We start from the raw sequence: 21,634 nt of genomic DNA, 5'->3' as shown, positions 1-21,634 counted from the left end.
CAGTGGACCGACAAGATCGCCCGCAAGATGCAGGCGTCGAAGGAGGTCTGGGGCAAGATCTTCGGCACCATCAACACCCGCGACAAGTTCGTCGCCATGCGCCGCGAACTGGCGGAGCATGAATGGGCGCGGCTGAAGGCCAACAACTCGCTGGAATGCCGCAACTGCCACAGCGCCGATTCGATGGACATCACCAAGCAGGGCGCGCGGGCGGCGCGCGTCCACGAGCAGTATCTGTTCAGCGGCCAGCGCACCTGCATCGACTGCCACAAGGGCATCGCCCACCGGCTGCCCGACATGCACGGCGTGCCGCCGGGCTGGAGCGAGGCGTCCGACGACCCGCAGAAGCCGATCGGCCATTGGCTGGCCAGCCGGGGCGACGCCGACGCCGCACCGCCGGCCGAGCGGTGATCGGGCGCCGCAACGCCGCGACCGGCTTGGCTGTGGCGGAACCCGGTGTAGGATCGCGTCGTTGTCCAACACCCCTGCCCCGCGTGGAGGATCCGCGATGCCGGAAGGCGCCTTGCTTGCCCGCCAGACCAACGCCTGCGCCCTGCTGACCGACGAGGAGTACGACACCCTGGTCCGGGCGGCGGACGAGTATCTCGCCGCGCAGGGCGCGCTGATGACCCTGATGTCGACCCTGGGGGGCACGATCGAGCAGGGGCTTGACATGCTGCCGGAGGGATTCAGGCGGGAGGTGACGCTCAAGGTCCGCGACGCGCTGGAATACGCGCAGCAGGCCGCGCTGGCCGGGATGGACAAGGACGGCGGGCGCGAGGCGTCGAGCCGCTGGTACAGCGCGCTGGCCGCCGTGTCGGGCGGCGTCAGCGGCTTCTTCGGCTTGCCGGCGGTGCTGGTGGAACTGCCGGTCACCACCGTCACCATCCTGCGGTCGATCGCCGACGTCGCCCGGTCGAAGGGCGCCAACCTCGACGATGTCGGGGTGCAGGCCACCTGCCTGGAAGCCTTCGCCTATGGCGGCCCGCTCGACGAGGACGACGACGCCGATCTCGCCTTCTTCGCCACCCGGGTCGGCGCCGTCGGTCTGGCCGCCCGCATGGGCACCATGGAGCTGGCCGACGTCATCACCCGGGTCGCCGTCCGCTACACCAGCGCGGTGGTGCCGAAGGTCGCGCTGCAGGCCGTTCCCATCACCGGCGCCGTCCTGGGCGCCGGCCTGAACTGGTCCTACATGCAGTTCTACCAAGCGATGGCGAGCGTCCTGTTCACGCTGCGCCCGATCGAGCTGGCGCACGACCGCGACCAGGTGCGGTCCTGCTTCGCCTCCGTCGTGCGCGAGCGGAAGGAGGCACGGCGCTAGCGCAGGCCGATGGCGCGGTCGCGGGCGCTGAGGATGTGGGCGCTGATGGCGGCCTTGGCCCGGTCGGGATCGCGGGCCTGGGTGGCGTGGATGATCGCCAGATGCTCGCGCATCGTCGGGACCAGCACGGTGGTGTTCAGCTTGGTCTTCGACTGCTTGATCAGCCGGATCTTGATCTGGTTGACCCGGTAGGCGTCGGAGATGATGGCGTTGCCCAGCGCGTCGATGATCGTCAGGTGCAGCGCCCAGTCGATGTCCTGCGCCTCCTTCAGCAGGGCGGGCTGGATGCCGCTGGCGGACGCGTCCGCCTCCGCCTCGGCGCAGGCGGCGATGATGCGCTCGTGGTCGTCGAGCAGCGCGCGGATCGTCGCCTCCGGCGCCTCCTGGGCGAAAAGCGCCACCGCCTCCCGCTCCAGGAACAGGCGGAACTGGAAGGCGTCGCGGATGAGGTTGAGGTCGACGTGGGCGACCTGCATCCCGCGCTGCGGCACGGTCTTGACCAGCCCTTCCGCCTCCAGCCGGGGGATCAGCTCGCGGATCGCCCCCAGCGGCAGTTCGGTCAGCTCGACCAGCTCGCGCTGCGAGATGAACTGCCCGGGGCGGATCTCGTCCGCCAGCAGCCGGCGCGTGAAGCTCTCGTAGGCCCGGCTGCGCAGGTTCACCGGTTCCCGGTCATGTTTGGCGGAGGTCGTCATCCGTAGGGTGTCCCGTCACGCTGCCCCCATCACGCGGCCTTCTCCGCGAACACCCGGTCGAAGAGGTGGCCGAGCGTCGCGGCGTCCGCCATCGACATAGGCAGCAAAGGCGCCCTCACCGTCAACCACGCGCTGTCGCCGGTGGTGTGCGACACCAGGGCCTTCACCGCCGGGGTGACCGGGTGGTTCAGCACGGCGTCGACCAGCTCGACCAGCGCGGCGTCGTCGCGGCCCTGGTGGACCACCGTCCGCATCCGGCCCGGCACCAGATTGGCCATGCCGGAGATGGCGCCCTGGCCACCGTCGCGCACCGCCCGGGCCAGCACCCGCTCGTCGCCGATCAGCACGGTGAGGTCGTGGCGGTGGGCGGCGAGCAATTCCCGGCTGTAGCCCCAGTCGCCGGCGGAATCCTTGACCCCGGCGATGGCCTGCGGGAAGGCGGCCTTCAGCCGGCCGATCAGCGCGATCGACAGCGGCACCGCGGTGACCGACGGGATGTGGTAGAGGATGATGTCGCGCGCCCGGTCGCCCAGCGCGGTGATGAAGCTGGAGAACCACGCGAACAGCCCGTCGTCCGACACGCCCTTGAAGTAGAAGGGCGGGGCGACCAGCAGCGCCCGCGCGTCGGCGTCGAGCAGTTGGTTGGCCTGGGTGAGCGCCTCGTGCAGCGACGCGGCGATGACGCCGCCGACCACATGGTTGCGGAAATCGATGCCGGCCCCCTTCAGCGCCCCGATCATCTGGTCGCGCGCCACCGGACCGAGCAGCGGCCCTTCCCCCGTGGTGCCGAACAGGGTGACCGAGTCGCAGCCGTTGGCGAGGCACCAGGCGACGTGCCGGGTCAGGCGGGCCAGATCCACGCTGCCGTCATCAAAGAACGGGGTGGTCAGCGCGCAGGACAGGCCGAAGCGGCCAGTGGATTGATTCACTTTGCGTTTCTCCCAGGGGGCGGTGGAATGATCGGCCGAACGGCCGCCGCGTTACCACTAACATGTTACTAGGATGTTTTTCGTTTGCAAGGGTGGTGCGCAGGAATTATACGTTGACCAAGCAATCAAATCGGTGGCGGCGCGGATCGGCGTTGCTCACAGTGTCCGTCCTGTGCCGGTCCAATCCGGGCGTCCGCAGCAATCGGGGTCCCGACGACACAAGGCCCAGGCGATAACGGGGAGGAAAGCATGTCGACGTCGAAGGAACTGTCTTTGTCGCGCCGCCGGCTTCTGGCGTCGGGCGCCGCGGCCGGTGCGCTGGGCCTGAGCGGTGGCCTTGGCCTGCCGGGGCTGCCGGCCTTCGCCCAGAGCGGCGGGGTCAACTGGCGCAAGCACGCCGGCAGCAAGATCGAGGTCAACCTGATCAAGAGCCCGCGCGGCGAGACGCTGGCCAAGTACCAGAAGGAATTCGAGGAGCTGACCGGCATCACCGTGGTGTCGGAACAGACGCCGGAGCAGCAGCAGCGCCAGAAGGCGGTGATCGAGCTGACCTCCGGCCGGCCGAGCTTCGACGTCGTCCACATCAGCTATCACGTGCAGAAGCGCCAGTTCGAGAAGGGCAAGTGGCTGGCCGACCTGACGCCGTTCATCCAGGATCCGACGCTGACCGAGCCCGGTCTTCTCAACGATTTCTCGGAAGCCGGGATCACCTTCGCCCGCAGCCCGGAGGGCGGGATCGGCGCGCTGCCCTTCTCGGTGGATTACTGGATCATCTATTGGAACAAGGATCTGTTCGCGAAGAAGAACCTGTCCTTCCCCAAGACCTTCGACGAGATGGTGGCCGCCGCCGCGGCGCTGACCGACCCGGCGAGCCAGACCTACGGCTTCGTCGCCCGCGGCATGAAGAACGCCAACACGCCGGTGTGGACCAGCCTGCTGCTGGGCTATGACCAGTACAGCGTCGACGCCAACCGCAACCTGCTGACCGACACGGCGGACGCGGTGGAGGCGGCCAAGCTCTACCAGACGCTGATGACCAAGTCGGCGCCGCCGGGCGTCACCGGCTTCAACTGGGCGGAATGCCAGTCGGCCTTCCTCCAGGGCCGCATCGGCATGTGGTTCGACGGCATCGGCTTCGCCCCGCCGCTGGAGGACCCGGAGAAGTCGCGCGTCGTCGGCAAGGTCGGCTACGGCCTGATGCCCAAGGGGCCGAAGGCCCACGCCGCCGCCACCACCGGCGACGGCGTCGGCGTCACCGCGGCGTCGAAGAACAAGGAGGCGGCCTATCTCTACTGCCAGTGGGCGACCGGCAAGCTGATGAGCGCCCGCCTGCTGCAGGCCGGGGCCGGCGTGCCGTTCCGCAGCTCCGTCCTGTCGGACCCGGAGGTGCGCAAGGGCGTGAAGATGCCGGCGGCCTGGCTGGACGCCGCGGTCGAATCGGCGAAGATCAGCCGCCTCGCCCTGCCGGTCATCATCCCGGTCACCGAGTTCCGCGACGTGCTGGGCGGGGCGCTGACCAACATGATCTCCGGCAGCGATCCCGCCGCCGAACTGAAGCGGGCCACCGCCGACTTCAAGCCCGTCCTCGAACGCAGCGAGAAGACGTGAGCATCCTGACCTCCTCGGACCGCGTGGCCGGCGCCGCTTCCGTCGGCAGGACGAAGCGGCTGCGGCCCTCCTACTGGCCCTTCATCGTGCCGGCGCTGATCGTCGTCGTCGGGGTCATCGTCTTCCCCTGGGTTTTCACCCTGTGGATGAGCGCGATGGAGTGGCGCATCGGCGAGGAGCAGCGCTTCGTCGGGCTGCAGAACTACATCCGCCTGGCGACCGACCTGCGCTTCCTGGAGGCGATGGGCCACACGCTGGTCTACACCGCGCTGTCGGTCGCGGCGCCGCTGGTGCTCGGCACCGCGGCGGCGCTGGCCTTCAACACCAAGCTGCCGGCCCGCGGCCTGCTGCGCGGCATCTTCGTCATGCCGATGATGGCCACCCCGGTGGCGATCGCGCTGGTGTGGACGATGATGTTCCACCCGCAGCTCGGCGTGCTGAACTACCTGCTGTCGCAGGTCGGCATCGGCCCGCTGCAATGGGTCTACCACCCCAGCACGGTGATCCTGTCGCTGGTGCTGGTGGAGACCTGGCAATGGACGCCGCTGGTCATGCTGATCGTGCTGGGCGGTCTGGCGTCGCTGCCGACCGAACCGTACGAGAGCGCGCAGATCGACGGCGCCAACGCCTGGCAGCGCTTCCGCTATTTGACCTTGCCGATGATCGGGCCGTTCCTGATGGTGGCGGTGATCATCCGCAGCATCGACGCGCTGAAGAGCTTCGACATCCTCTACACCATCACCCAGGGCGGGCCGGGCACGGCGTCGGAGACGATCAACCTGTATCTCTACAGCGTCGCCTTCACCTACTACGACATCGGCTACGGCTCGGCCATCGCGGTGGTGTTCTTCGTGCTGATCATCCTGCTGTCGCTGATCCTGCTCCATCTGCGCCAGCGCAGCGCCTGGAATTCGGGAGACGGGAAATGAGCCGGCCGCTGAGAACGCTCCTGGACAAGATCGGCATGGCCGTCTGCGTCCTGCTGCTGGTGTCGCCGGCGCTGCTGTTCTTCGTCTGGATGCTGTCGCTGTCGCTGAAGTTCGAGATCGACAACGGCGCCTACCCGCCGATCCTGATCCCCGAACGCTTCGCCTGGAAGAACTACACGACGATCTTCGAGGGCAACAGCTTCCTGCTTTATTTCTGGAACAGCGTGATCGTCACCGGCGCCGCCACGCTGTTCGCGCTGGTGGTGGGGGTGCCGGCCGGCTACGGCATCGCGCGGATGCGGGCGCACAAGTCGGCGGTGGTCATTATGATCGCGCGCATGACCCCCGGCCTGTCCTTCCTGATCCCGCTGTTCCTGCTGTTCCAATGGATGGGGTTGCTCGGCACGCTGTGGCCGCAGATCATCATCCATCTGGTCGTCACCGTGCCCATCGTGATCTGGATCATGATCGGCTATTTCGAGACGACGCCGATGGAGCTGGAGGAGGCCGCGATGGTCGACGGGGCGACGCGCTGGCAGATCTTCGCCAAGGTGGCGCTGCCGATCGCCAAGCCCGGCATCGTCGTCGCCTTCATCCTGTCGGTGATCTTCTCGTGGAACAACTTCGTCTTCGGCATCGTGCTGGCCAGCCGCGAGACGCGGACGCTGCCGGTCGCCGTCTACAACATGCTGTCCTTCGAACAGGTGAGCTGGGGACCGCTGGCCGCCGCCGCGCTGGTGGTGACGCTGCCGGTGCTGATCCTGACCGTCGCCGCCCAGCGCCAGATCGTCGCCGGCCTGACCGCCGGCGCCGTCAAGGGCGGCTGATCCTTTTCAAGAAAGAGACGACCCCATGGCCTCCGTCAGCATCCGGAACGTCCGCAAATCCTACGGCACGGTCGAGATCATCAAGGGCGTGTCGATCGACATCCAGGACGGCGAGTTCGTCATCCTGGTCGGCCCGTCGGGCTGCGGCAAATCCACCCTGCTGCGCATGATCGCCGGGCTGGAGGAGATCAGCGGCGGCGTGGTCGCCATCGACGACCGCGTCGTCAACGACGTGCCGCCCAAGGACCGCGACATCGCGATGGTGTTCCAGAACTACGCGCTCTACCCGCACATGACCATCGCCGACAACATGAGCTTCGCGCTGCGGCTGAAGAACACCGCCAAGAGCGAGATCGCCGCCAAGGTGGAACGCGCCGCCGGCATCCTCGGCCTCGGCCCGCTGCTGGGCCGCTTCCCGCGCCAGCTCTCCGGCGGCCAGCGCCAGCGGGTGGCGATGGGGCGCGCCATCGTCCGCGACCCCAAGGTCTTCCTGTTCGACGAGCCGCTGTCCAACCTCGACGCCAAGCTGCGCGTGCAGATGCGCACCGAGATCAAGGAGATGCACCAGCGGCTGAAGACCACCACCGTCTACGTCACCCACGACCAGATCGAAGCCATGACCATGGCCGACAAGATCGTGGTGATGCATGACGGCATCATCGAGCAGATCGGCGCGCCGCTCGACCTCTACGACCACCCGGCCAACATGTTCGTTGCCGGCTTCATCGGCTCGCCGGCGATGAACTTCATCCCCGGCATCCTCGGCGGCGACGGCTTCACCACCGAGGCGGGCGACCGCCTGCCGCTGGGCGGGCGGGTGCCGGCGGCGTCGGACGGCCGCCCCGCCGTCTATGGCGTGCGGCCGGAGCATTTCCGCCTCGCCGACGAGGGGCTGGCCGCCGAGGTGGTGGTGGTCGAGCCGACCGGGTCGGAAACCCAGATGGTCCTGCGCCCTCTTGGAACCAATGCGAACCGGGCCGGGGCCGGCCGCGAGGATCGCCAGCGCGAACTGACCTGGGTCCTGCGCGAGCGCACCGGCGCCCGCCCCGGCGAGGTGGTGCGGATCGCCCCCAACCCGGCGCTGGCCCATCTGTTCAACCCCGACACCGGGCTTCGCCTGTGATGACGCTGTCGACCAGACCTTTGGGCCGCACCGGCATCGCCGTATCGGAGATCGGCTTCGGCGCCGCGCCGCTGGGCGACCTCTATGGCCGTCTCGACGAGGCCACCGCGGTGGGCGCCGCGGTCGCCGCGCTGTCGGCGGGCGTCACGCTGCTCGACACCTCGCCGCTCTACGGCCATGGGCTGGCGGAGGCGCGCTGCGGCGCCGCCCTGCGTCAGGTCGGGCGCGACGGCGTCGTGCTGTGCAGCAAGGTCGGGCGCTGGATGGACCCGCGGCAGGGACGCGGCGACGGGTCGGGCTATGCCGGCGGCTTCCCGCACCGCGCGGTGATCGACTATTCCTATGACGGCACGCTGCGCTCGGTGGAGCAGTCGCTGCTGCGGCTGGGCACCGACCGCATCGATGTTCTGCTGATCCACGACGTCGATGTCTGGACCCACGGCGCCGAGCGCATCGAGGCGCGCTTCGCCGAGGCGATGGAGGGGGCCTATCGGGCGCTCGACCGGCTGCGCGCCGACGGCACGGTCAAGGCCATCGGTGTCGGCGTCAACGAGGCGGAGATGTGCGTCCGCTTTGCCAAGGCCGGCGATTTCGACGCCATGCTGCTGGCCGGGCGCTATTCCCTGCTGGAGCAGCCGGCGCTGGACGCGTTCCTGCCGCTGGCCCAGGCCAAGGGCATCGGCGTGATGCTGGGCGGCGTCTTCAACTCCGGCATCCTCGCCAGCGGCGCGGTCCCCGGCGCCAAGTACAATTACGGCCCGGCCCCGGCCGATATCCTGGAGCGGGTCGGGCGGATCGAGGCGGTCTGCCGCGCCCACGGCGTGCCGCTCGCCACCGCGGCGCTGCGCTTCGCGCTGGGGCATCCGGCGGTGTCGTCGGTCGTGCTGGGGGCGGTGACGGCGGCGGAGGTGCGGCGCAACCTCGACGCCATGGCGGCGGTGGTGCCGGCGGCGCTGTGGTCCGACCTGACAGGGCAGGGGCTGCTGGCGGCGGGCGTGCCGGTGCCTCTGTGATCCTGCACACAAACAAGAGCCTGGAAGGACAAGAACCATGCTGAAGGGTCTCGATCCGCTTCTGTTTCCCGACCTGCTGTGGGTGCTGGCCGCCATGGGCCATGGCGACGATCTGGCGCTGGTCGACGCCAATCACCCGTCGGAGGCCATCGCCCGCGCCACCGTGTCCGGCCGGCTGATCACGCTGCCGGGGGTGACGATGCAGCGCGCCGCGCGGGCCATCCTGAGCGTGCTGCCGCTCGATGGCTTCGTGCCCGACCCGGTGCGCCGGATGGAGGTGGTGGGCGATCCCGCGGCCCTGCCGGTGGTCCAGCGCGAGGTGCAGGCCGAGATCGACCGCGCCGAAGGCCGCTCGCTGCCGCTGCAGGGGATCGAGCGCTTCGCCTTCTACGACGCCGCCCGCCGGTCCTTCGCCGTCGTGCAGGTCGGCGACCCGCGCCCCTATGGCTGTTTCCTGCTGCGCAAGGGCGTCATCGCCGCAGAACTCGGTGCCGAGCCGTCATGACCACCCCCGTTTCCCACGCTCCGGAGTCCGCCATGCCCCAGCTTCCCGTCGACGCGACCCGCACCCTCCCCACCGACGGCTGTGCCGGCGCCCTGGCTGGGCGGGTCTGGCGGCCGGGCATCGGCCCGTCGGTGGTCGCCGTGCGCGCCGACGGCGTGTTCGACGTCACCGCCGCCTTCCCGACCATGAGCGACCTGGCCGCCCGGCCGGACCCGGCGGTGGACTTGGCCGCGGTGGCGGGGGAGCGGGTCGGTGCGCTGGCCGACATCCTGGCCAACACGCCGCCGGATGGCCGCGACAGCGGCGCGCCGTGGCTGCTGGCGCCGACCGACCTTCAGGTGCTGAAGGCGGCGGGCGTCACCTTCGCGGTGTCGATGCTGGAGCGGGTGATCGAGGAGCGCGCCCGCGGCAACCCGGACGCCGCCGAGGCGATCCGCGCCGAGGTGCGCCGGCTGGTCGGCGACGATCTGGCGGCGCTGAAGCCCGGTTCCGAGGCGGCTATGAACCTGAAACAGGTGCTGATCGCCCAGGGCGCCTGGAGCCAGTATCTGGAGGTCGGCATCGGCCCGGACGCGGAGGTCTTCACCAAGGCGCCGGTCCTGTCGGCGGTCGGCACGCTGATGGACGCCGGGCTGCACCCGAAATCGACCTGGAACAACCCGGAGCCGGAGGTGGTGCTGATCGTCGCCCCCGACGGCCGCATCACCGGGGCGACGCTGGGCAACGACGTCAATCTGCGCGATTTCGAGGGGCGGTCGGCCCTGCTGCTGTCGAAGGCGAAGGACAACAACGCGTCCTGCGCCATTGGTCCCTTCATCCGCTTCTTCGACGCGACCTTCACGCTCGACGACGTGCGGACCACCGACGTCGCCTTGACGGTCGAAGGGCCGGAGGGCTTCCAGATGGCCGGCCTGTCATCGATCTCCCGGATCAGCCGCGATCCGGAGGATCTGGTGGCCCAGACCGTTGGCCCGGTGCATCAATATCCCGACGGCTTTGCCCTGTTCCTCGGCACCATGTTCGCCCCCACCCAGGACCGCGACCATCCCGGCGGCGGCTTCACCCACAAGGAGGGCGACATCGTCACCATCGCCGCGCCCAAGCTGGGGGCGCTGGTCAACCGCATGCGGCCGAGCGACGCCTGCGAGCCGTGGAGCGTCGGCATCACCGAACTGATGCGCTCGCTGGGACGGCGGGGGGTGCTGAAGGGCTGAGGGGGGTGGAGAGCGGTCAGGATCGACGTTCGCCATCCGGCGTAAAGTCATGGTTCCAGTCGTCGGCAAATCGACCGTATCGCTCGTCGAACTCGTTCCAGGCCGTCACGACCTTGCGCCGATGATCGTGTTCGTCAACCCTGGCAAGTGGCTGGACCGTCCGCGCAGGAACCTTATCATTGATGGCGTTGGTCCGTTGCAGGTGGGTCATACCGTCCTCCGCTGCTTCATCTGTATGATGCAAGGTATCGGGTTCCGGCGCCAGCCCATTGGTTCGCTGCGCCGGTCCCAACCCTCCGTGGTGACCACACGTCGCGGCGGGAACCCGATTCCGCATTGGCGTGCAGCCTGATAAGCTCCCGCACGCCCCGTTCGCGGTCCTTGTGGTGAGAGTTCCTTGTCGATGACAGATGCCGTTCCGAAGCGCACGACCGGCCGCCGGGGGGCGGCGTCCGTTGCCGGTGCCGACGCGGCGGGGGAGATCGCGGACGCCGTCGAACTTGGGCTGCTGGGGGAGTCGGTCGGGTTTCTGCTGAAGCGGGCGCAGATGGTCGTCTTCGCCGACTTCATCCGCACCTTCGCCGAACGCGACCTGCGGCCGGCGCAGTTCTCCGTCCTGGTCATCGTCGGGCGGAACCCCGGCCTGAAGCAGTCGCAGGTCAGCAACGCGCTGAACATCAAGCGGACCAACTTCGTGCCGCTGCTCGACAGCCTGGAGGATCGCGGCCTCGTCAAGCGCAAGCTGGCGGCGGGCGACCGCCGCTCCCACGCCCTGCACCTGACGGCCAAGGGCGCGGCGCTCCTCACCGAGCTTCAGCGGCTGTGGGCGGAGCATGAGCGCCGGGTCTGCGAACCGATCGGCGAGGCCGGGCGGGAGCAGTTGCTGCAATTGCTGGGCGGCATGATCGCCGGGGGCGACCCGGCCGCGGCGGAGGAGGCGGAGGACGCCGACCTGCCGCCGGCCAAGGCCCCTCCCGGTAAAGGGCGCGGCAAGGGGCGCGGCAAGCCGCCGGCGGCGGAGCGCTGATCCACCGGCGGTGACGGTTACTCGGCGACGCGCGGCGCGATCACCAGACCGGCCGGTTTGCGGCCGTGGACGGCCTGCTTGAGCAGCAGGGCGGCGGCGCCGACGAAGCCGGGCAGGGACAGCGCCAGGAAGATGTCGGCGAAGGACAGCTGGCGGCTGGCCAGCTCCGCGACCAGGAAGGAGCCGGCGATCCCGCCGAAGCGGCCGAGCCCCATCATCCAGGCGATGCCGGTGGCGCGGCCCTGCGTCGGGTAGAAGGCGGCGGCCAGCGAACCCAGCGACGATTGGGCGGTGTTCATCAGGATGCCGGTCACCAGCACCGCCACCGTCAGCAGCCCGACCTGCCCGGCGATCTGGCCGATGGCGACGAAGGCGATGGCGGTCAGCGCGAAGCAGGCGGCGACGATCCGGGTGCCGTTGAAGCGGTCCATCAGCACGCCGGAGAACAGCGACCCGATGCCGCCCAGCGGGAACAGCGCGGCGATCACGGCGGCGGTGGACGGGGCGATCCCGGCGTCCTTGAACAGCACCGGCATCCAGTTGATCATCGCGTAGAAGATCACCAGCCCCATGAAATAGGCGGTCCACAGCATCAGCGTGCCGACGATGAAGGGGCGCGACAGCACCAGCCGGATGGCGCCGCGGCCGGCCGGCCCGGCCGTGGTCTCGGTCATGACGAAGCGCGTGGCGTGGGCCGCGGCGGCGCCGATCGGCTGGAGGACCCGGCGGATGCGCTCCACCGGCTTCTTGTGCGCCACCAGATAGCGCACCGATTCCGGCAGCCACAGGACCAGCAGCACCGCCAGCAGCAGCGGGGCGGTGCCGCCGACCAGCAGCACGCTGCGCCAGCCGAAGGCCGGGATGATCCAGGCCGCCAGGAAGCCGCCCAGCGCCGCGCCGAGCGGGAAGCCGCAGAAGACCAGGTTGGTGGTCACCGCCCGCCGCCGGTCGGGGCAATATTCGCTGACCAGGGTCAGGGCGGTCGGCATCGCCGCCCCCAGCGCGATCCCGGTGACGAAGCGCCAGGCCACCAGCGTCGTCACGTCGCCGGAAAAGGCCGAGGCGAGGCAGGCGACGCCCATCGCCGCGACCGCCAGGATCAGCACCAGCCGGCGGCCGACCCGGTCGCTCAGCGGCCCGGCGGTGAGGGAGCCGACGACGAGGCCGAACAGGGCGGCGCTGAGGATCGGGGCGAGGGCGGGGCGTTGCAGCCCCCAGTCCGTCAGCAGCGACGGCGCGATGTAGCCGATCGCGGCGGTGTCGAAGCCGTCCAGCAGGACGACGCCGAGGCACAGGACGACGATGGTCCATTGGTGCCGGGAAAAGGGATGCTCGTTCAGGAAGGACTGAACGTCGACGCTGCGGTCCGGGGGCATGACGTTTCTCTCCACTGTGTGGCCCGCTGTAGGACGGTCATCGTTCTTGCTTTTCTTGTGGTCGGCGGATGGTCGGCTTGATCACCGGAGGCCGAATCACTCGGCCTGTTCGCTGCGGTGCAGCTCGCGCAGGACGTTCTTGCGCAGCTTGCCGGACGCGGTGCGGGGCAGGGCGTCGGTGACGATGACGCGCTTGGGCGCCTTGTAGCGGGCGAGGCGGCTGCGGCAGTGGTCGATGATGTCCTGGTCGGTCAGCGGGTATCCGGCGCGCGGCACGACATAGGCGCAGCCGACCTCGCCCCATTGCCGGTCGGGGATGCCGATCACGCAGGCCTCGGCCACCGCGTCCAGTTCCAGAAGGACCGCCTCGATCTCGGCCGGATAGACGTTCTCGCCGCCGGAGATGAACATGTCCTTCTTGCGGTCGACGATGACGTAGAAGCCATCGGCGTCGCGCCGCGCGCTGTCGCCGGTGCGGAACCAGCCGGCCGGCCCCTCATCCGGGGAGGGCGGACGGTTCCAGTAGCCGGGGGAGACGTTGGGGCCGCGCACCAGGATCTCGCCGACCTCGCCGTCCGCCACGTCGTTGCCCTGGTCGTCGACCAGCCGCAGCCGGACCGAGGCCGGCGGCAACCCGGCCGAGCCGGCCTTGTCCGCCATCCGCTCCGGATCGCCCAGCGGCATGCCGAGCACGGTGCCGCCCTCGCTGCTGCCATAGCCGTCGGCCATCGGCACCCCTTCCGCCAGGAAGCGGCGCACCAGCGCCGGCGGGTTGGGGGCGCCGCCGGTGCCGAAGAAGACCAGCCGCGACAGTCTGGTCGGGTCATACTCCGGCCGCTGGCGCAGGCTTTGCGCCATCTGCGGCACGCACATGTAATGGGTGACGCCGAGGCCGGGGTCGGACAGGCGGGCCAGCGTCAGCTCCGGATCGAAGCCGGGCGAGACCAGCAGGGCGCCGCCTTGCAGCAGGGTCGAGCGGGTGATCGTCAGGATGCCGATGACGTGGAACAGCGGCATGTCGCACAGGAAGACGCTGGCGTGGTCGATCCGGTTCAGCAGGGCGAAGTTGAAGGCCGTGAAGAAGGCGGTCTGTTCGGTGTGGATGGCCCCCTTGGGCTGGCCCGAGGTGCCGGAGGTGTAGATGATCGTCGACGGCGCGTTGGCGTCGCGCGGCGCCAGCCGGGGCGCCGGCCCGGTCGTGGCGGCCTGTTCGGCGTGGGCGGTCGCCCGCGTCACCATGGCGAGGCCGGCCGGCGCGGTGGCCAGCCCGCTCACCGTCGGTGCGAACTCGGCGTCGTGGACCAGTAGGGACGGTGTCGAATCGGCGAGCAGCGCCGCCACCTCCGGCGCGGTCAGCCGCCAGTTCAGCGGTACGAACACCGCCCCGGCCCGTCCGCAGGCGAGGCTGGCGATCACCTCGTCGATGCTGTTGCGGCCGAGCCAGGCGACGCGCTGTCCCGGCTCGGCGCCGATCCGGCCGAGCAGCCACGCGACGCAGCGGTCGACGCGGCGGTCCAGCTCGGCGTAGGTCAGGCGCTCGCCCGACGCCAGATCGACGCAGGCGGGGTTCCGGGGCTGCACCGCGGCGTGGTAGGCCAGGATGTCCGGTGCTTCCCAGGCGCTGTGGGGACCCAGTGGCGGCCCTGGTGGCGGCATGCCCATCTCGTGTCGTCCCTCCCCTGGCTCCGGCCCGATGGCCGGAGCGGTCTTGGACCGGCGAGCGCTTGAACCGGTCTTTTCAAGCGCTCGCCGGCCGCCGCGACGGCGGCGGCGCGCTCCCGTGAGCGCGGTAAAGCCTGCGTGGCGTTTGAACGCAATACGGCAAGCCAATTCATTGGTTTGCCGGTATCGGCTTGCCGGATGGCGGCGTTCAGCCGCGCTTGTAGGCGCCGAGCCCCGGGCGGTAGGTCTTGTCGTCGATGAACTGCTTGATGCCCTGCTTGCGGCCTTCGGTCTTGTCGAGGAAGTTCAGCGATTCCTGGCGCACCACCAGATAATCCTCGGCGGCGTCGAACGGCATCTCCACCACCCGCTTGAAGGCGTCCTTGGCCGCCTTCAGCGTCAGCGGGTTCTTTTCCAGCAGGGTGTCGGCCAGTGCCCGCACCCGGGCGCGCAACTGCTCGCGCGGGACCGAGAGGTTGACCAGCTTCATCTCCGCCGCCTTGCGGCCGTCGAAGGTCTCGCCGGTCATGATGTAGTACAGCGCCTCGCGCTGGGTCATCAGGTCGGCCAGAACCTTGGTGACGTTGCCGCCGGGGATGATGCCCCAGTTGATCTCCGACACGCCGAACTGCGCCTCGTCGGCGGCGACGGCGAGGTCGCAGGCGAACAGCGGCGAGAAGGCGCCGCCGAAGCACCAGCCATTCACCATGGCGATCGTCGGCTTTTCGAACCAGCGCAGGCGGCGCCACCAGCCGTAGGAATCGCGCTGGGCGCGGCGGACGGCGATGTGGCCCTTGGCCTCGGTCTCGCGGAAATACTCCTTGAGGTCCATGCCGGCGGAGAAGGACTCGCCGGCGCCGGTCAGCACCAGCACCTGGCAGCGGTCGTCGGCCTCCAGCTCGTCCAGCACCGCGTGCATGCGGGCGTTCAGCGCCGGGTTCATCGCGTTGCGCTTGTCCGGCCGGTTCAGCGTGACCCAGGCCACGCCGTTGTCATACTCGATGGTGACCACATCGGCATCGGGGGTGGCGTCGGTGGCCGGCTTGCTCTGCGTCGTCATGGGCTTGGCGTCCTTGGTGTGCGTCGTGCGTGTGTCGTGGCGTGGCCGGGATCAGATCGGGAAGTGGCCGGGCTGGGTTTCCATCGTGATCCAGCGCAGTTCGGTGAAGGCGTCGATGCCGGCCTTGCCGCCGAAACGGCCATAGCCGCTGGCCTTGACGCCGCCGAAGGGCATCTGCGCCTCGTCATGGACGGTGGGACCGTTGACGTGGCAGATGCCGGAGCGGATGCGGCGGGCGACCCGCAGGCCGCGCGCGGTGTCGCGGGTGAAGACGGCGGCCGACAGGCCGTATTCGGTGTCGTTGGCGGTGGCGATCGCCTGCTCCTCGCCGTCGACGCGGACGATGGTGACGACCGGGCCGAAGGACTCCTCGGCGTAGATCCGCATCTCGGGCGTGACATGGTCGAGGATGGCGGCGGGCAGCAGCGTGCCGTCGGGCGCGCCGTTGCGGTGGAGCACGGCGCCCTTGGCCACCGCGTCGTCGATCAGCGCCTGGATGCCGGCGGCGGCGGCCGGGCCGACGACGGAGCCGAGCGGCGTCCGCCCCTCCCGCGGGTCGCCGGCCACCAGCGTCGCCCCCTTGGCGGCGAACTTGGCGACGAAGGCGTCGGCCACCGCGTGGTCGACGACGATCCGCTCGGTCGACATGCAGATCTGGCCCTGGTTGAAGAAGGCGCCGAAGGCGGCGGCCTTCACCGCCTCGTCGAGGTCGGCGTCGTCCAGCACCAGGAAGGGCGCCTTGCCGCCCAGCTCCAGCAGCACCGGCTTCAGCTGGGCCGCCGCGCGCTGGGCGATCAGCCGACCGACGCGGGTGGAGCCGGTGAAGTTGATGCGGGCGACCGCCGGATGGTCGATCAGGGCGTTGACGATCCCGGCGGCGTCGGCCGGCGCGTTGGTGACGACGTTGACGACGCCGTCGGGGAAGCCGGCCTCCTGGAAGGCCTGCCCGATCAGCGCGTGGGTGCGCGGGCACAGCTCCGACGCCTTCAGCACCACGCTGTTGCCGCAGGCGACGGCGGTGGCGATGGCGCGCACGCCGAGGATGACCGGCGCGTTCCATGGCGCGACGCCCAGCACGACGCCGACCGGCTGGCGCACCGCCAGGGCGAGGCAACCGGGCTTGTCCGACGGGATGACCTCGCCGGTGATCTGGGTGGTGAGCGCCGCCGCCTCGCGGATCATCGAGGCGGCGAGCATCACGTTGAAGCGGGCCCAGCCCTCCGTCGCGCCGGTCTCGCCGGCCATCGCGGCGACGAAGGCGTCGGCGCGGGCGGCCAGCGCGTCGGCGGCCTTCAGCAGCAGCGCGCGGCGGGCGTTCGGCCCGGTGTCCGACCAGCCGGCGAAGGCGGCCTGCGCCGCGTCGGCCGCCGCGGCCGCGTCCAGCGGCGAGGCGGCGGCGGCGCGGGTCGCCACGGCGCCGGTGATCGGGTTGTGCCGCTCGAACCACCGCCCGCCGGTCGCCGGCACGGCACGGCCGCCGATCAGCAGGTCGGTGGCGGCAGACAGGTCTTCCATGAGGTGCTCCGATCCTCTTTGCCGCGTCGCGCGGACTGACGGGTGAACATATTGTTATGAAACATAACAGATATGATTGGGTCAAGAGGCAAAAGGGCGAGGCGACGTTCGCGGGCCCAAAGCTTTGACGTTGACAGTAGTTTCATATGAAACTAAAAGAAGGCGATGAGGGGCGCCGCCGAAGGCCATCCGCACCGGCGGGCCGGCGCCCGCCGACAACGGGATACCGGGGGAGCAGAACGCCATGCTGGTCGAGAAGATCCATCACGTCGCCTACCGCTGCAAAGACGCCAAGGAGACGGTGCAGTTCTACAAGTCGGTCCTCGACATGGACCTGATCGGCGCCATCGCCGAGGACAAGGTGCCCTCCACCAAGGAGCCGGACCCCTACATGCACCTGTTCCTCGACGCCGGGAACGGCAACATCCTGGCCTTCTTCGAACTGCCGAACTCGCCGCCGATGGGCCGTGATCCCAACACCCCGGAATGGACCCAGCACATCGCCTTCCAGGTCAAGGACGTCGACACCATGCTGGCGATCAAGGACCGGGCGGAGGCGGCCGGCCTGTCGGTCATCGGTCCGACCGACCACGCCATCTTCAAGTCGATCTACTTCTTCGACCCCAGCGGCCACCGGCTGGAGGTCGCCGCCTGGACCGCCACCGGCGACATGATGCAGCGGATGAAGGACGTCGCCCACGAGATGATCGAGGAGTGGAGCGTCACCAAGCAGCCGCCGCGCCACACCGCTTGGCTCCACATCGGCGAGTTCGCCAACTGAGCCGGGACCGCCGGTCCAGGGGGTGGTTCGACCGTAACAAACGCGTTGCATAGTTGCATATGAAACGATACGGTCGGTCCAACAATGGGCGGTGCGGCGCCACGCCGCACCAACCCGCCACCCCCGTCTTCCGGAGCCTGCCCATGTCCAAGAAGTTCGCCTCGCACGCCGATCTGGACGAGAAGACCGTCAGTTTCGACAAGCTGTCGGACAACGCCTACGCCTACACGGCGGAAGGCGACCCCAACACCGGCATCGTCATCGGCGACGACGCGGTGATGGTGATCGACACCCAGGCGACGCCGGTGATGGCGCAGGACGTCATCCGCCGCATCCGCGAGGTCACCGACAAGCCGATCCGCCATGTCGTGCTGTCGCACTACCACGCGGTGCGGGTGCTCGGCGCCTCGGGCTACGCGCCGGAGCAGATCTTCGCCAGCGAGGACACCCGCGACCTGATCGTCGAACGCGGCGAGGCCGACATGGCGAGCGAGATCGGCCGCTTCCCCCGCCTGTTCCGCGCCGTCGAGACCATCCCCGGCCTGACCTGGCCGACCATCACCTTCAAGGGCGCCATGACGCTGTGGCTGGGCAGCCTGGAGGTGCAGCTGCTCCAGCTCGGCCGCGGCCACAGCAAGGGCGACACGGTGGTGTGGCTGCCGCAGCAGAAGATCCTGTTCTCCGGCGATCTGGTCGAATACGGCGCCACGCCCTATTGCGGCGACGCCTATTTCACCCACTGGCCGACGACGCTGGACGCGATCGCCGCGCTGAAGCCGGAAAAGCTGGTGCCCGGCCGCGGCGCCGCGCTGACCACGCCGGAGCAGGTGCAGGAGGGGCTGCGCGGCACCCGCGCCTTCACCAGCGAGCTGTTCGAGCGGGTCAAGCAGGGGGTTGCCGCCGGCCACGACCTGCGCACCATCTACAAGGACACCCACGCCGCCCTGAAGCCGACGTTCGGCCACTGGGTGATCTTCGACCACTGCATGCCCTTCAACGTCACCCGCGCCTATGACGAGGCGACCGGCCACACCGACCCCCGCGTCTGGACCGCCGAGCGCGACCAGGAGATGTGGCGCCAGCTCGAAGGCTGAGGCGCGGCGTCCGGCCGGGGCCTTCAGTCGGTGCCGATCAGGGCGGCGATCTCCTCCTTCGGCAGGGCGGCGATCGCCTCGGCCTGGGCCTGGAGGCGGCTCACCAGCCGGTCGAGCGTCTCCCGCTCCGCCGGGGCGAGGGCGGTCATCAACTGTGCCTCGAAGGCGCGGGCCAGCGGCACGATCTGCTGGTAGACCGTCCGGCCCTTCGGGGTCAGGCTGACGCGGGCGGTGCGGCGGTCGGTCTGTCCGGTGCCGCGGACGATCAGGTCGGCGTCGAGCAGCCGCGCCATGGCGCGGCTGACCTGGACGCGGTCGATGGCGGTCAGGGCGGAGATGGCGGTGCCGCTCAGCGCCTCGTCCTCGTCCAGCCCGCCGAGCACGGCGATGATGCGCCATTCCGGAATGGTGATGGAGAAACGGTCGGCGTAGAGCGTCGCCACCGTCTGGCTGACCAGTGTCGCCAGGACATGCAGGCGGTAGGGCCAATGCCGGTTCAGCGCGAAAATGTCTTGCTCGGTCATCGCGTTCCCTGCCGCTCGGTTTGGACGTCTGGACATACCCGAACCCCGCCGACCGGAACAGGGGCAAGCGCAGTCCCGCTTGATCCGCAGTCCCGCTTGTTCCTTGGAGGGCGATCGGCCTCCGGCAAAAAAATCGACGGGGCGGTGAAATTGGGTCTTGCCATCGGGAAAGCGGCTTCGTATAACCCCGCTCCCTTGCGCGGGTGTAGCTCAGTTGGTTAGAGCGCCGGCCTGTCACGCCGGAGGCCGCGGGTTCAAGTCCCGTCACTCGCGCCATTTTCCCTCCCCCTTTCGGATGTTGCGGATTATGGCGGCTGCCCCACCGGGCGGCTTCGCGCTATCATACCCTTTCGCCGTGTTCACGATGCGACCGATGGCCCCGGATTCCTGTTGAGGATCCCGCCGGCCCAACGGTCGCGCACAGCCGGGGGGAAGCGCTTATGCTGCCGTCACATCCACAGCGTCTGTTGGACAAGGTCGCCGTCGTCACCGGCGGCGGGTCGGGCTTCGGCGAGGGCATCGCGCGCCGCTTCGCCGCCGAAGGGGCCCGCGTCATCGTCGCCGACCTGGACGAGGCGGCGGCCGGCCGGGTGGCCGACAGCCTGGGCGAAACCGCGCTGGCCGTCCGCGCCGACGTGTCGGTGGGCGAGGATTACGAGGCCATCGTGTCGGCGGCGATCGGCGAATTCGGCCGGCTCGACATCCTGGTCAACAACGCCGGCTACACCCACCGCTTCGGCTCGATGCTGGACGTCGACGAGGCGACCTTCGACCGCATCTTCGCCGTCAACGTCAAGTCGATCTACCACGGCGCCATCCACGCCGTGCCGGTGTTCCGCGCCCAGGGCGGCGGGGTGATCCTGAACATCGCCTCCACCGCCGGCCTGCGGCCGCGGCCGAACCTGACCTGGTACAACGGCTCCAAGGGCGCCGTCATCACCCTGACCAAGTCGATGGCGGCGGAGCTGGCGGCCGACAAGGTGCGGGTCTGCGCCATCGCCCCGGTCGCCGGCGAGACCGGCATGCTCCACCGCTTCATGGGCGAGGACACGCCGGAGCGGCGCGAGCAGTTCCGCTCCACCATCCCGCTCGGCCGGCTGTCCACCCCGGATGACATCGCCAACGCCGCGCTCTACCTCTGCTCCGACGAGGCGGCGTTCCTGACCGGCGTCTGCCTGGAGGTCGACGGCGGCCGCTGCGTCTGAAGCTCGCCGGGCGGTTCGCTGAGGGCGTCGTCCGCGGCGTCCTCGCCCGCGGCGTTCTCCGGGGCGGCGTTGTCCGGCTCGACCTCCGCGACGGCGGCCGGCGGCGGGGCCGTTGGTTCGTCGGCGGGTGGCTGTCCGCCGTCCGCCGGCGCGGGGCTGGGGAAGATCGCTTCCAGCAGCGCGGCGACGTTGTCGGTCGGCCACAAGGCGCCGTAGCCCGGCGCGTTGAGGTCCCAGTCATAGTCGGCGAAGCCGCGGAAGTCGGCGATGACCGGGTCGCTGACCCAGGCCTTGCGCAGCGCCTGCCGCCGCAATTCGGCCGGCACCTCGCTGCGCAGGAAGCCGGTGTAGTCGCTGCCGGCGCCCAGGCTGTCCAGCGGCGGCAGCTCCAACGCCGGCTCCGGCGCCGACCGCTCCGCCACCGGCAGCTCCGCGCCCTCCGGCAGGGCGGGGGCGGGTGCGGGAACGGGCAGGGCGGTCGCGGCCGGTGCCGGCTGATCCGCGGGTGGCGCCGCCGGCCTCGCCTCCCGCTTCATCCGCGACCAGCGGCCGAGGAAGCCTTCGTCGTCGCCGCCGCTCGCATGCTCAGTCATGACGGTGCTCTCCTCCGGCCGGCGGGCGGCGGGCCAGCGCCTCGGGGTCGGCGCGGTCGCGCTTGCGCTTGTGGAAGGGGCGCTCGACGTGGTGGCGGGCGACGAAGCCGTCGATCCACAGCGCCAGCGGGGCCGGCAGCGGCAGCGGCTCGATCACGTCGTCCCCCGCTTCGGCGTGGGTGTCGATCTCGCCGGGATCGACGGTGACGCACAGCAGCCGCATCCCCGGCGCCGGAGCGCCCGGCCGCAGGATGACGTAGGCGCAGGGGCTGCCGCCGTCGAGGTTGTGCTTGTAGTTCTCCGTCTCGGTCGGGAACAGCGCGATCTCGGCGCTGCCGGCGTAATAGCGGGTCCAGCCCGGCCCTTCCGCCACCACGCTCCAGTCGGTCTGGCCGGGGATTGGCGGGACCAGCAGCGCCGGCTGCCAGCGCGCCTCGATCCACGGATTGTCGATGCTCCGCCGTTCGACCAGCACCCCGACGCGGCGGCGTTCGGCACGGTCGGCCGGCGGGTCTGGAGGTTGGCTGGGAACGGGAGAGGCGGCGGGGAACTCGGTGGGCATCGGCGGCGTTCCTGGAAGGCTGGGTGCGGACGGGCCGGAGCGCGGCTCCGTCGCGATACAACGCGCCG

At 69.9% G+C, this 21,634-nt stretch carries 23 protein-coding genes and 1 tRNA gene; 14 read left to right on the top strand and 10 right to left on the bottom strand.

From position 1 onward, the window contains the following. Together TSO352_RS07375 and TSO352_RS07370 are read left to right on the top strand one after the other, a co-directional pair. On the top strand, positions 1 to 411 hold a 411-nt coding region (locus tag TSO352_RS07375), incomplete at its 5' end, for a NapC/NirT family cytochrome c (protein ID WP_199231510.1). A 97-nt stretch (positions 412 to 508) separates the two neighbouring features. Next, positions 509 to 1,324, top strand: coding sequence for an EcsC family protein (locus tag TSO352_RS07370; protein ID WP_109106613.1), 816 nt, complete (start codon positions 509 to 511; stop codon positions 1,322 to 1,324). Here the strand turns inward: TSO352_RS07370 and TSO352_RS07365 are convergent. Next, a complete protein-coding gene (locus TSO352_RS07365; protein ID WP_109106612.1) occupies positions 1,321 to 2,019 on the bottom strand; it encodes a GntR family transcriptional regulator in 699 nt (232 codons plus the stop codon). The genes TSO352_RS07370 and TSO352_RS07365 overlap by 4 nt on opposite strands. Positions 2,020 to 2,048: 29 nt before the next feature. Further along, positions 2,049 to 2,948 carry a dihydrodipicolinate synthase family protein gene (locus TSO352_RS07360; protein ID WP_109106611.1) on the bottom strand — a complete coding sequence of 300 codons (900 nt, stop codon included), beginning with the start codon at positions 2,946 to 2,948 and terminating at the stop codon, positions 2,049 to 2,051. 249 nt (positions 2,949 to 3,197) lie between these two features. Between TSO352_RS07360 and TSO352_RS07355 the strand changes: the two genes are divergently transcribed. The 7 genes from TSO352_RS07355 to TSO352_RS07325 are packed head-to-tail and all read left to right on the top strand — an operon-like array spanning position 3,198 to position 10,167. Beyond that, positions 3,198 to 4,556, top strand: a complete 1,359-nt coding sequence (locus TSO352_RS07355; RefSeq protein WP_109106610.1) for a sugar ABC transporter substrate-binding protein — start codon at positions 3,198 to 3,200, stop codon at positions 4,554 to 4,556. Further along, positions 4,553 to 5,485, top strand: coding sequence for a sugar ABC transporter permease (locus TSO352_RS07350; RefSeq protein WP_109106609.1), 933 nt, complete (start codon positions 4,553 to 4,555; stop codon positions 5,483 to 5,485). Before TSO352_RS07355 ends, TSO352_RS07350 begins: the two co-directional genes overlap by 4 nt. After that, a complete protein-coding gene (locus TSO352_RS07345) occupies positions 5,482 to 6,312 on the top strand; it encodes a carbohydrate ABC transporter permease (protein WP_109106608.1) in 831 nt (276 codons plus the stop codon). The genes TSO352_RS07350 and TSO352_RS07345 overlap by 4 nt, the downstream gene beginning before the upstream one ends. Before the next feature lie 25 nt (positions 6,313 to 6,337). Then, on the top strand, positions 6,338 to 7,435 hold the full coding sequence (ugpC, locus tag TSO352_RS07340) for a sn-glycerol-3-phosphate ABC transporter ATP-binding protein UgpC (RefSeq protein WP_109106607.1): 1,098 nt from the start codon (positions 6,338 to 6,340) through the stop codon (positions 7,433 to 7,435). Beyond that, a complete protein-coding gene (locus TSO352_RS07335) occupies positions 7,435 to 8,448 on the top strand; it encodes an aldo/keto reductase (protein ID WP_109106606.1) in 1,014 nt (337 codons plus the stop codon). The genes ugpC and TSO352_RS07335 overlap by 1 nt, the downstream gene beginning before the upstream one ends. Before the next feature lie 37 nt (positions 8,449 to 8,485). Beyond that, positions 8,486 to 8,953, top strand: a complete 468-nt coding sequence (locus TSO352_RS07330; protein WP_109106605.1) for an RbsD/FucU domain-containing protein — start codon at positions 8,486 to 8,488, stop codon at positions 8,951 to 8,953. A gap of 32 nt (positions 8,954 to 8,985) precedes the next feature. Further along, positions 8,986 to 10,167: a fumarylacetoacetate hydrolase family protein gene (locus TSO352_RS07325; RefSeq protein ID WP_109106604.1), complete on the top strand. Its 1,182-nt coding sequence runs from the start codon at positions 8,986 to 8,988 to the stop codon at positions 10,165 to 10,167. A 16-nt stretch (positions 10,168 to 10,183) separates the two neighbouring features. Here the strand turns inward: TSO352_RS07325 and TSO352_RS32905 are convergent, their stop codons facing one another. Continuing rightward, the gene (locus TSO352_RS32905; RefSeq protein WP_146210719.1) at positions 10,184 to 10,378 is read right to left on the bottom strand and encodes a hypothetical protein; all 195 of its coding nucleotides are present in this window, start codon (positions 10,376 to 10,378) and stop codon (positions 10,184 to 10,186) included. 192 nt (positions 10,379 to 10,570) lie between these two features. Between TSO352_RS32905 and TSO352_RS07320 the strand changes: the two genes are divergently transcribed. Next, positions 10,571 to 11,194, top strand: a complete 624-nt coding sequence (locus tag TSO352_RS07320) for a MarR family transcriptional regulator (RefSeq protein ID WP_109106603.1) — start codon at positions 10,571 to 10,573, stop codon at positions 11,192 to 11,194. Positions 11,195 to 11,211: 17 nt separating this feature from the next. Here TSO352_RS07320 and TSO352_RS07315 read toward each other — a convergent pair whose 3' ends face one another. The 4 genes from TSO352_RS07315 to TSO352_RS07300 form a co-directional block, all read right to left on the bottom strand. Continuing rightward, complete coding sequence (locus TSO352_RS07315) at positions 11,212 to 12,570, bottom strand: aromatic acid/H+ symport family MFS transporter (RefSeq protein WP_109106602.1); 1,359 nt, start codon at positions 12,568 to 12,570, stop codon at positions 11,212 to 11,214. A gap of 96 nt (positions 12,571 to 12,666) precedes the next feature. After that, complete coding sequence (locus tag TSO352_RS07310) at positions 12,667 to 14,226, bottom strand: AMP-binding protein (RefSeq protein ID WP_247871947.1); 1,560 nt, start codon at positions 14,224 to 14,226, stop codon at positions 12,667 to 12,669. 214 nt (positions 14,227 to 14,440) lie between these two features. After that, on the bottom strand, positions 14,441 to 15,292 hold the full coding sequence (locus tag TSO352_RS07305; RefSeq protein ID WP_109106600.1) for a p-hydroxycinnamoyl CoA hydratase/lyase: 852 nt from the start codon (positions 15,290 to 15,292) through the stop codon (positions 14,441 to 14,443). Between the two features lie 51 nt (positions 15,293 to 15,343). Further along, on the bottom strand, positions 15,344 to 16,807 hold the full coding sequence (locus tag TSO352_RS07300; RefSeq protein WP_109106599.1) for an aldehyde dehydrogenase: 1,464 nt from the start codon (positions 16,805 to 16,807) through the stop codon (positions 15,344 to 15,346). Between the two features lie 244 nt (positions 16,808 to 17,051). Here TSO352_RS07300 and TSO352_RS07295 point away from each other — a divergent pair, with 244 nt between their 5' ends. Both TSO352_RS07295 and TSO352_RS07290 read left to right on the top strand, forming a co-directional pair. Then, positions 17,052 to 17,588: a VOC family protein gene (locus TSO352_RS07295; protein ID WP_109106598.1), complete on the top strand. Its 537-nt coding sequence runs from the start codon at positions 17,052 to 17,054 to the stop codon at positions 17,586 to 17,588. 143 nt (positions 17,589 to 17,731) lie between these two features. Next, on the top strand, positions 17,732 to 18,682 hold the full coding sequence (locus tag TSO352_RS07290; protein ID WP_199231509.1) for an MBL fold metallo-hydrolase: 951 nt from the start codon (positions 17,732 to 17,734) through the stop codon (positions 18,680 to 18,682). Positions 18,683 to 18,705: 23 nt separating this feature from the next. Here the strand turns inward: TSO352_RS07290 and TSO352_RS07285 are convergent, their stop codons facing one another. Then, complete coding sequence (locus TSO352_RS07285; RefSeq protein WP_158284544.1) at positions 18,706 to 19,206, bottom strand: MarR family winged helix-turn-helix transcriptional regulator; 501 nt, start codon at positions 19,204 to 19,206, stop codon at positions 18,706 to 18,708. Between the two features lie 199 nt (positions 19,207 to 19,405). On the opposite strand from TSO352_RS07285, the gene TSO352_RS07280 reads away from it, so the two are divergent. Together TSO352_RS07280 and TSO352_RS07275 are read left to right on the top strand one after the other, a co-directional pair. Continuing rightward, a tRNA-Asp gene (locus tag TSO352_RS07280) sits at positions 19,406 to 19,482 on the top strand. A 164-nt stretch (positions 19,483 to 19,646) separates the two neighbouring features. Beyond that, positions 19,647 to 20,411, top strand: coding sequence for a glucose 1-dehydrogenase (locus TSO352_RS07275; RefSeq protein WP_109106596.1), 765 nt, complete (start codon positions 19,647 to 19,649; stop codon positions 20,409 to 20,411). Here TSO352_RS07275 and TSO352_RS07270 read toward each other — a convergent pair. Both TSO352_RS07270 and TSO352_RS07265 read right to left on the bottom strand, forming a co-directional pair. Then, positions 20,339 to 21,004, bottom strand: coding sequence for a DUF3306 domain-containing protein (locus tag TSO352_RS07270; protein ID WP_146210718.1), 666 nt, complete (start codon positions 21,002 to 21,004; stop codon positions 20,339 to 20,341). The two genes, TSO352_RS07275 and TSO352_RS07270, sit on opposite strands and share 73 nt — an antisense overlap. Then, positions 20,997 to 21,566 carry a DUF3305 domain-containing protein gene (locus tag TSO352_RS07265; protein WP_109106595.1) on the bottom strand — a complete coding sequence of 190 codons (570 nt, stop codon included), beginning with the start codon at positions 21,564 to 21,566 and terminating at the stop codon, positions 20,997 to 20,999. The genes TSO352_RS07270 and TSO352_RS07265 overlap by 8 nt, the downstream gene beginning before the upstream one ends. Positions 21,567 to 21,634 lie beyond the last annotated feature (68 nt).

Source organism: Azospirillum sp. TSO35-2 (assembly GCF_003116095.1).
Classification (GTDB): Bacteria; Pseudomonadota; Alphaproteobacteria; order Azospirillales; family Azospirillaceae; genus Azospirillum.
This window is presented reverse-complemented; position numbering and strand designations above follow the sequence as displayed.

Excerpts from the sequence above, each read along its gene's own strand:
- TSO352_RS07370 (WP_109106613.1), top strand. The coding sequence starts at position 509 with ATGCCGGAAGGCGCCTTGCTTGCCCGCCAGACCAACGCCTGCGCCCTG.
- TSO352_RS07365 (WP_109106612.1), bottom strand. The coding sequence starts at position 2,019 with ATGACGACCTCCGCCAAACATGACCGGGAACCGGTGAACCTGCGCAGC.
- TSO352_RS07355 (WP_109106610.1), top strand. The coding sequence starts at position 3,198 with ATGTCGACGTCGAAGGAACTGTCTTTGTCGCGCCGCCGGCTTCTGGCG.
- TSO352_RS07345 (WP_109106608.1), top strand. The coding sequence starts at position 5,482 with ATGAGCCGGCCGCTGAGAACGCTCCTGGACAAGATCGGCATGGCCGTC.
- ugpC (WP_109106607.1), top strand. The coding sequence starts at position 6,338 with ATGGCCTCCGTCAGCATCCGGAACGTCCGCAAATCCTACGGCACGGTC.
- TSO352_RS07335 (WP_109106606.1), top strand. The coding sequence starts at position 7,435 with ATGACGCTGTCGACCAGACCTTTGGGCCGCACCGGCATCGCCGTATCG.
- TSO352_RS07330 (WP_109106605.1), top strand. The coding sequence starts at position 8,486 with ATGCTGAAGGGTCTCGATCCGCTTCTGTTTCCCGACCTGCTGTGGGTG.
- TSO352_RS07325 (WP_109106604.1), top strand. The coding sequence starts at position 8,986 with ATGCCCCAGCTTCCCGTCGACGCGACCCGCACCCTCCCCACCGACGGC.
- TSO352_RS32905 (WP_146210719.1), bottom strand. The coding sequence starts at position 10,378 with ATGACCCACCTGCAACGGACCAACGCCATCAATGATAAGGTTCCTGCG.
- TSO352_RS07320 (WP_109106603.1), top strand. The coding sequence starts at position 10,571 with ATGACAGATGCCGTTCCGAAGCGCACGACCGGCCGCCGGGGGGCGGCG.
- TSO352_RS07315 (WP_109106602.1), bottom strand. The coding sequence starts at position 12,570 with ATGCCCCCGGACCGCAGCGTCGACGTTCAGTCCTTCCTGAACGAGCAT.
- TSO352_RS07310 (WP_247871947.1), bottom strand. The coding sequence starts at position 14,226 with ATGCCGCCACCAGGGCCGCCACTGGGTCCCCACAGCGCCTGGGAAGCA.
- TSO352_RS07305 (WP_109106600.1), bottom strand. The coding sequence starts at position 15,292 with ATGACGACGCAGAGCAAGCCGGCCACCGACGCCACCCCCGATGCCGAT.
- TSO352_RS07300 (WP_109106599.1), bottom strand. The coding sequence starts at position 16,807 with ATGGAAGACCTGTCTGCCGCCACCGACCTGCTGATCGGCGGCCGTGCC.
- TSO352_RS07295 (WP_109106598.1), top strand. The coding sequence starts at position 17,052 with ATGCTGGTCGAGAAGATCCATCACGTCGCCTACCGCTGCAAAGACGCC.
- TSO352_RS07290 (WP_199231509.1), top strand. The coding sequence starts at position 17,732 with ATGTCCAAGAAGTTCGCCTCGCACGCCGATCTGGACGAGAAGACCGTC.
- TSO352_RS07285 (WP_158284544.1), bottom strand. The coding sequence starts at position 19,206 with ATGACCGAGCAAGACATTTTCGCGCTGAACCGGCATTGGCCCTACCGC.
- TSO352_RS07275 (WP_109106596.1), top strand. The coding sequence starts at position 19,647 with ATGCTGCCGTCACATCCACAGCGTCTGTTGGACAAGGTCGCCGTCGTC.
- TSO352_RS07270 (WP_146210718.1), bottom strand. The coding sequence starts at position 21,004 with ATGACTGAGCATGCGAGCGGCGGCGACGACGAAGGCTTCCTCGGCCGC.
- TSO352_RS07265 (WP_109106595.1), bottom strand. The coding sequence starts at position 21,566 with ATGCCCACCGAGTTCCCCGCCGCCTCTCCCGTTCCCAGCCAACCTCCA.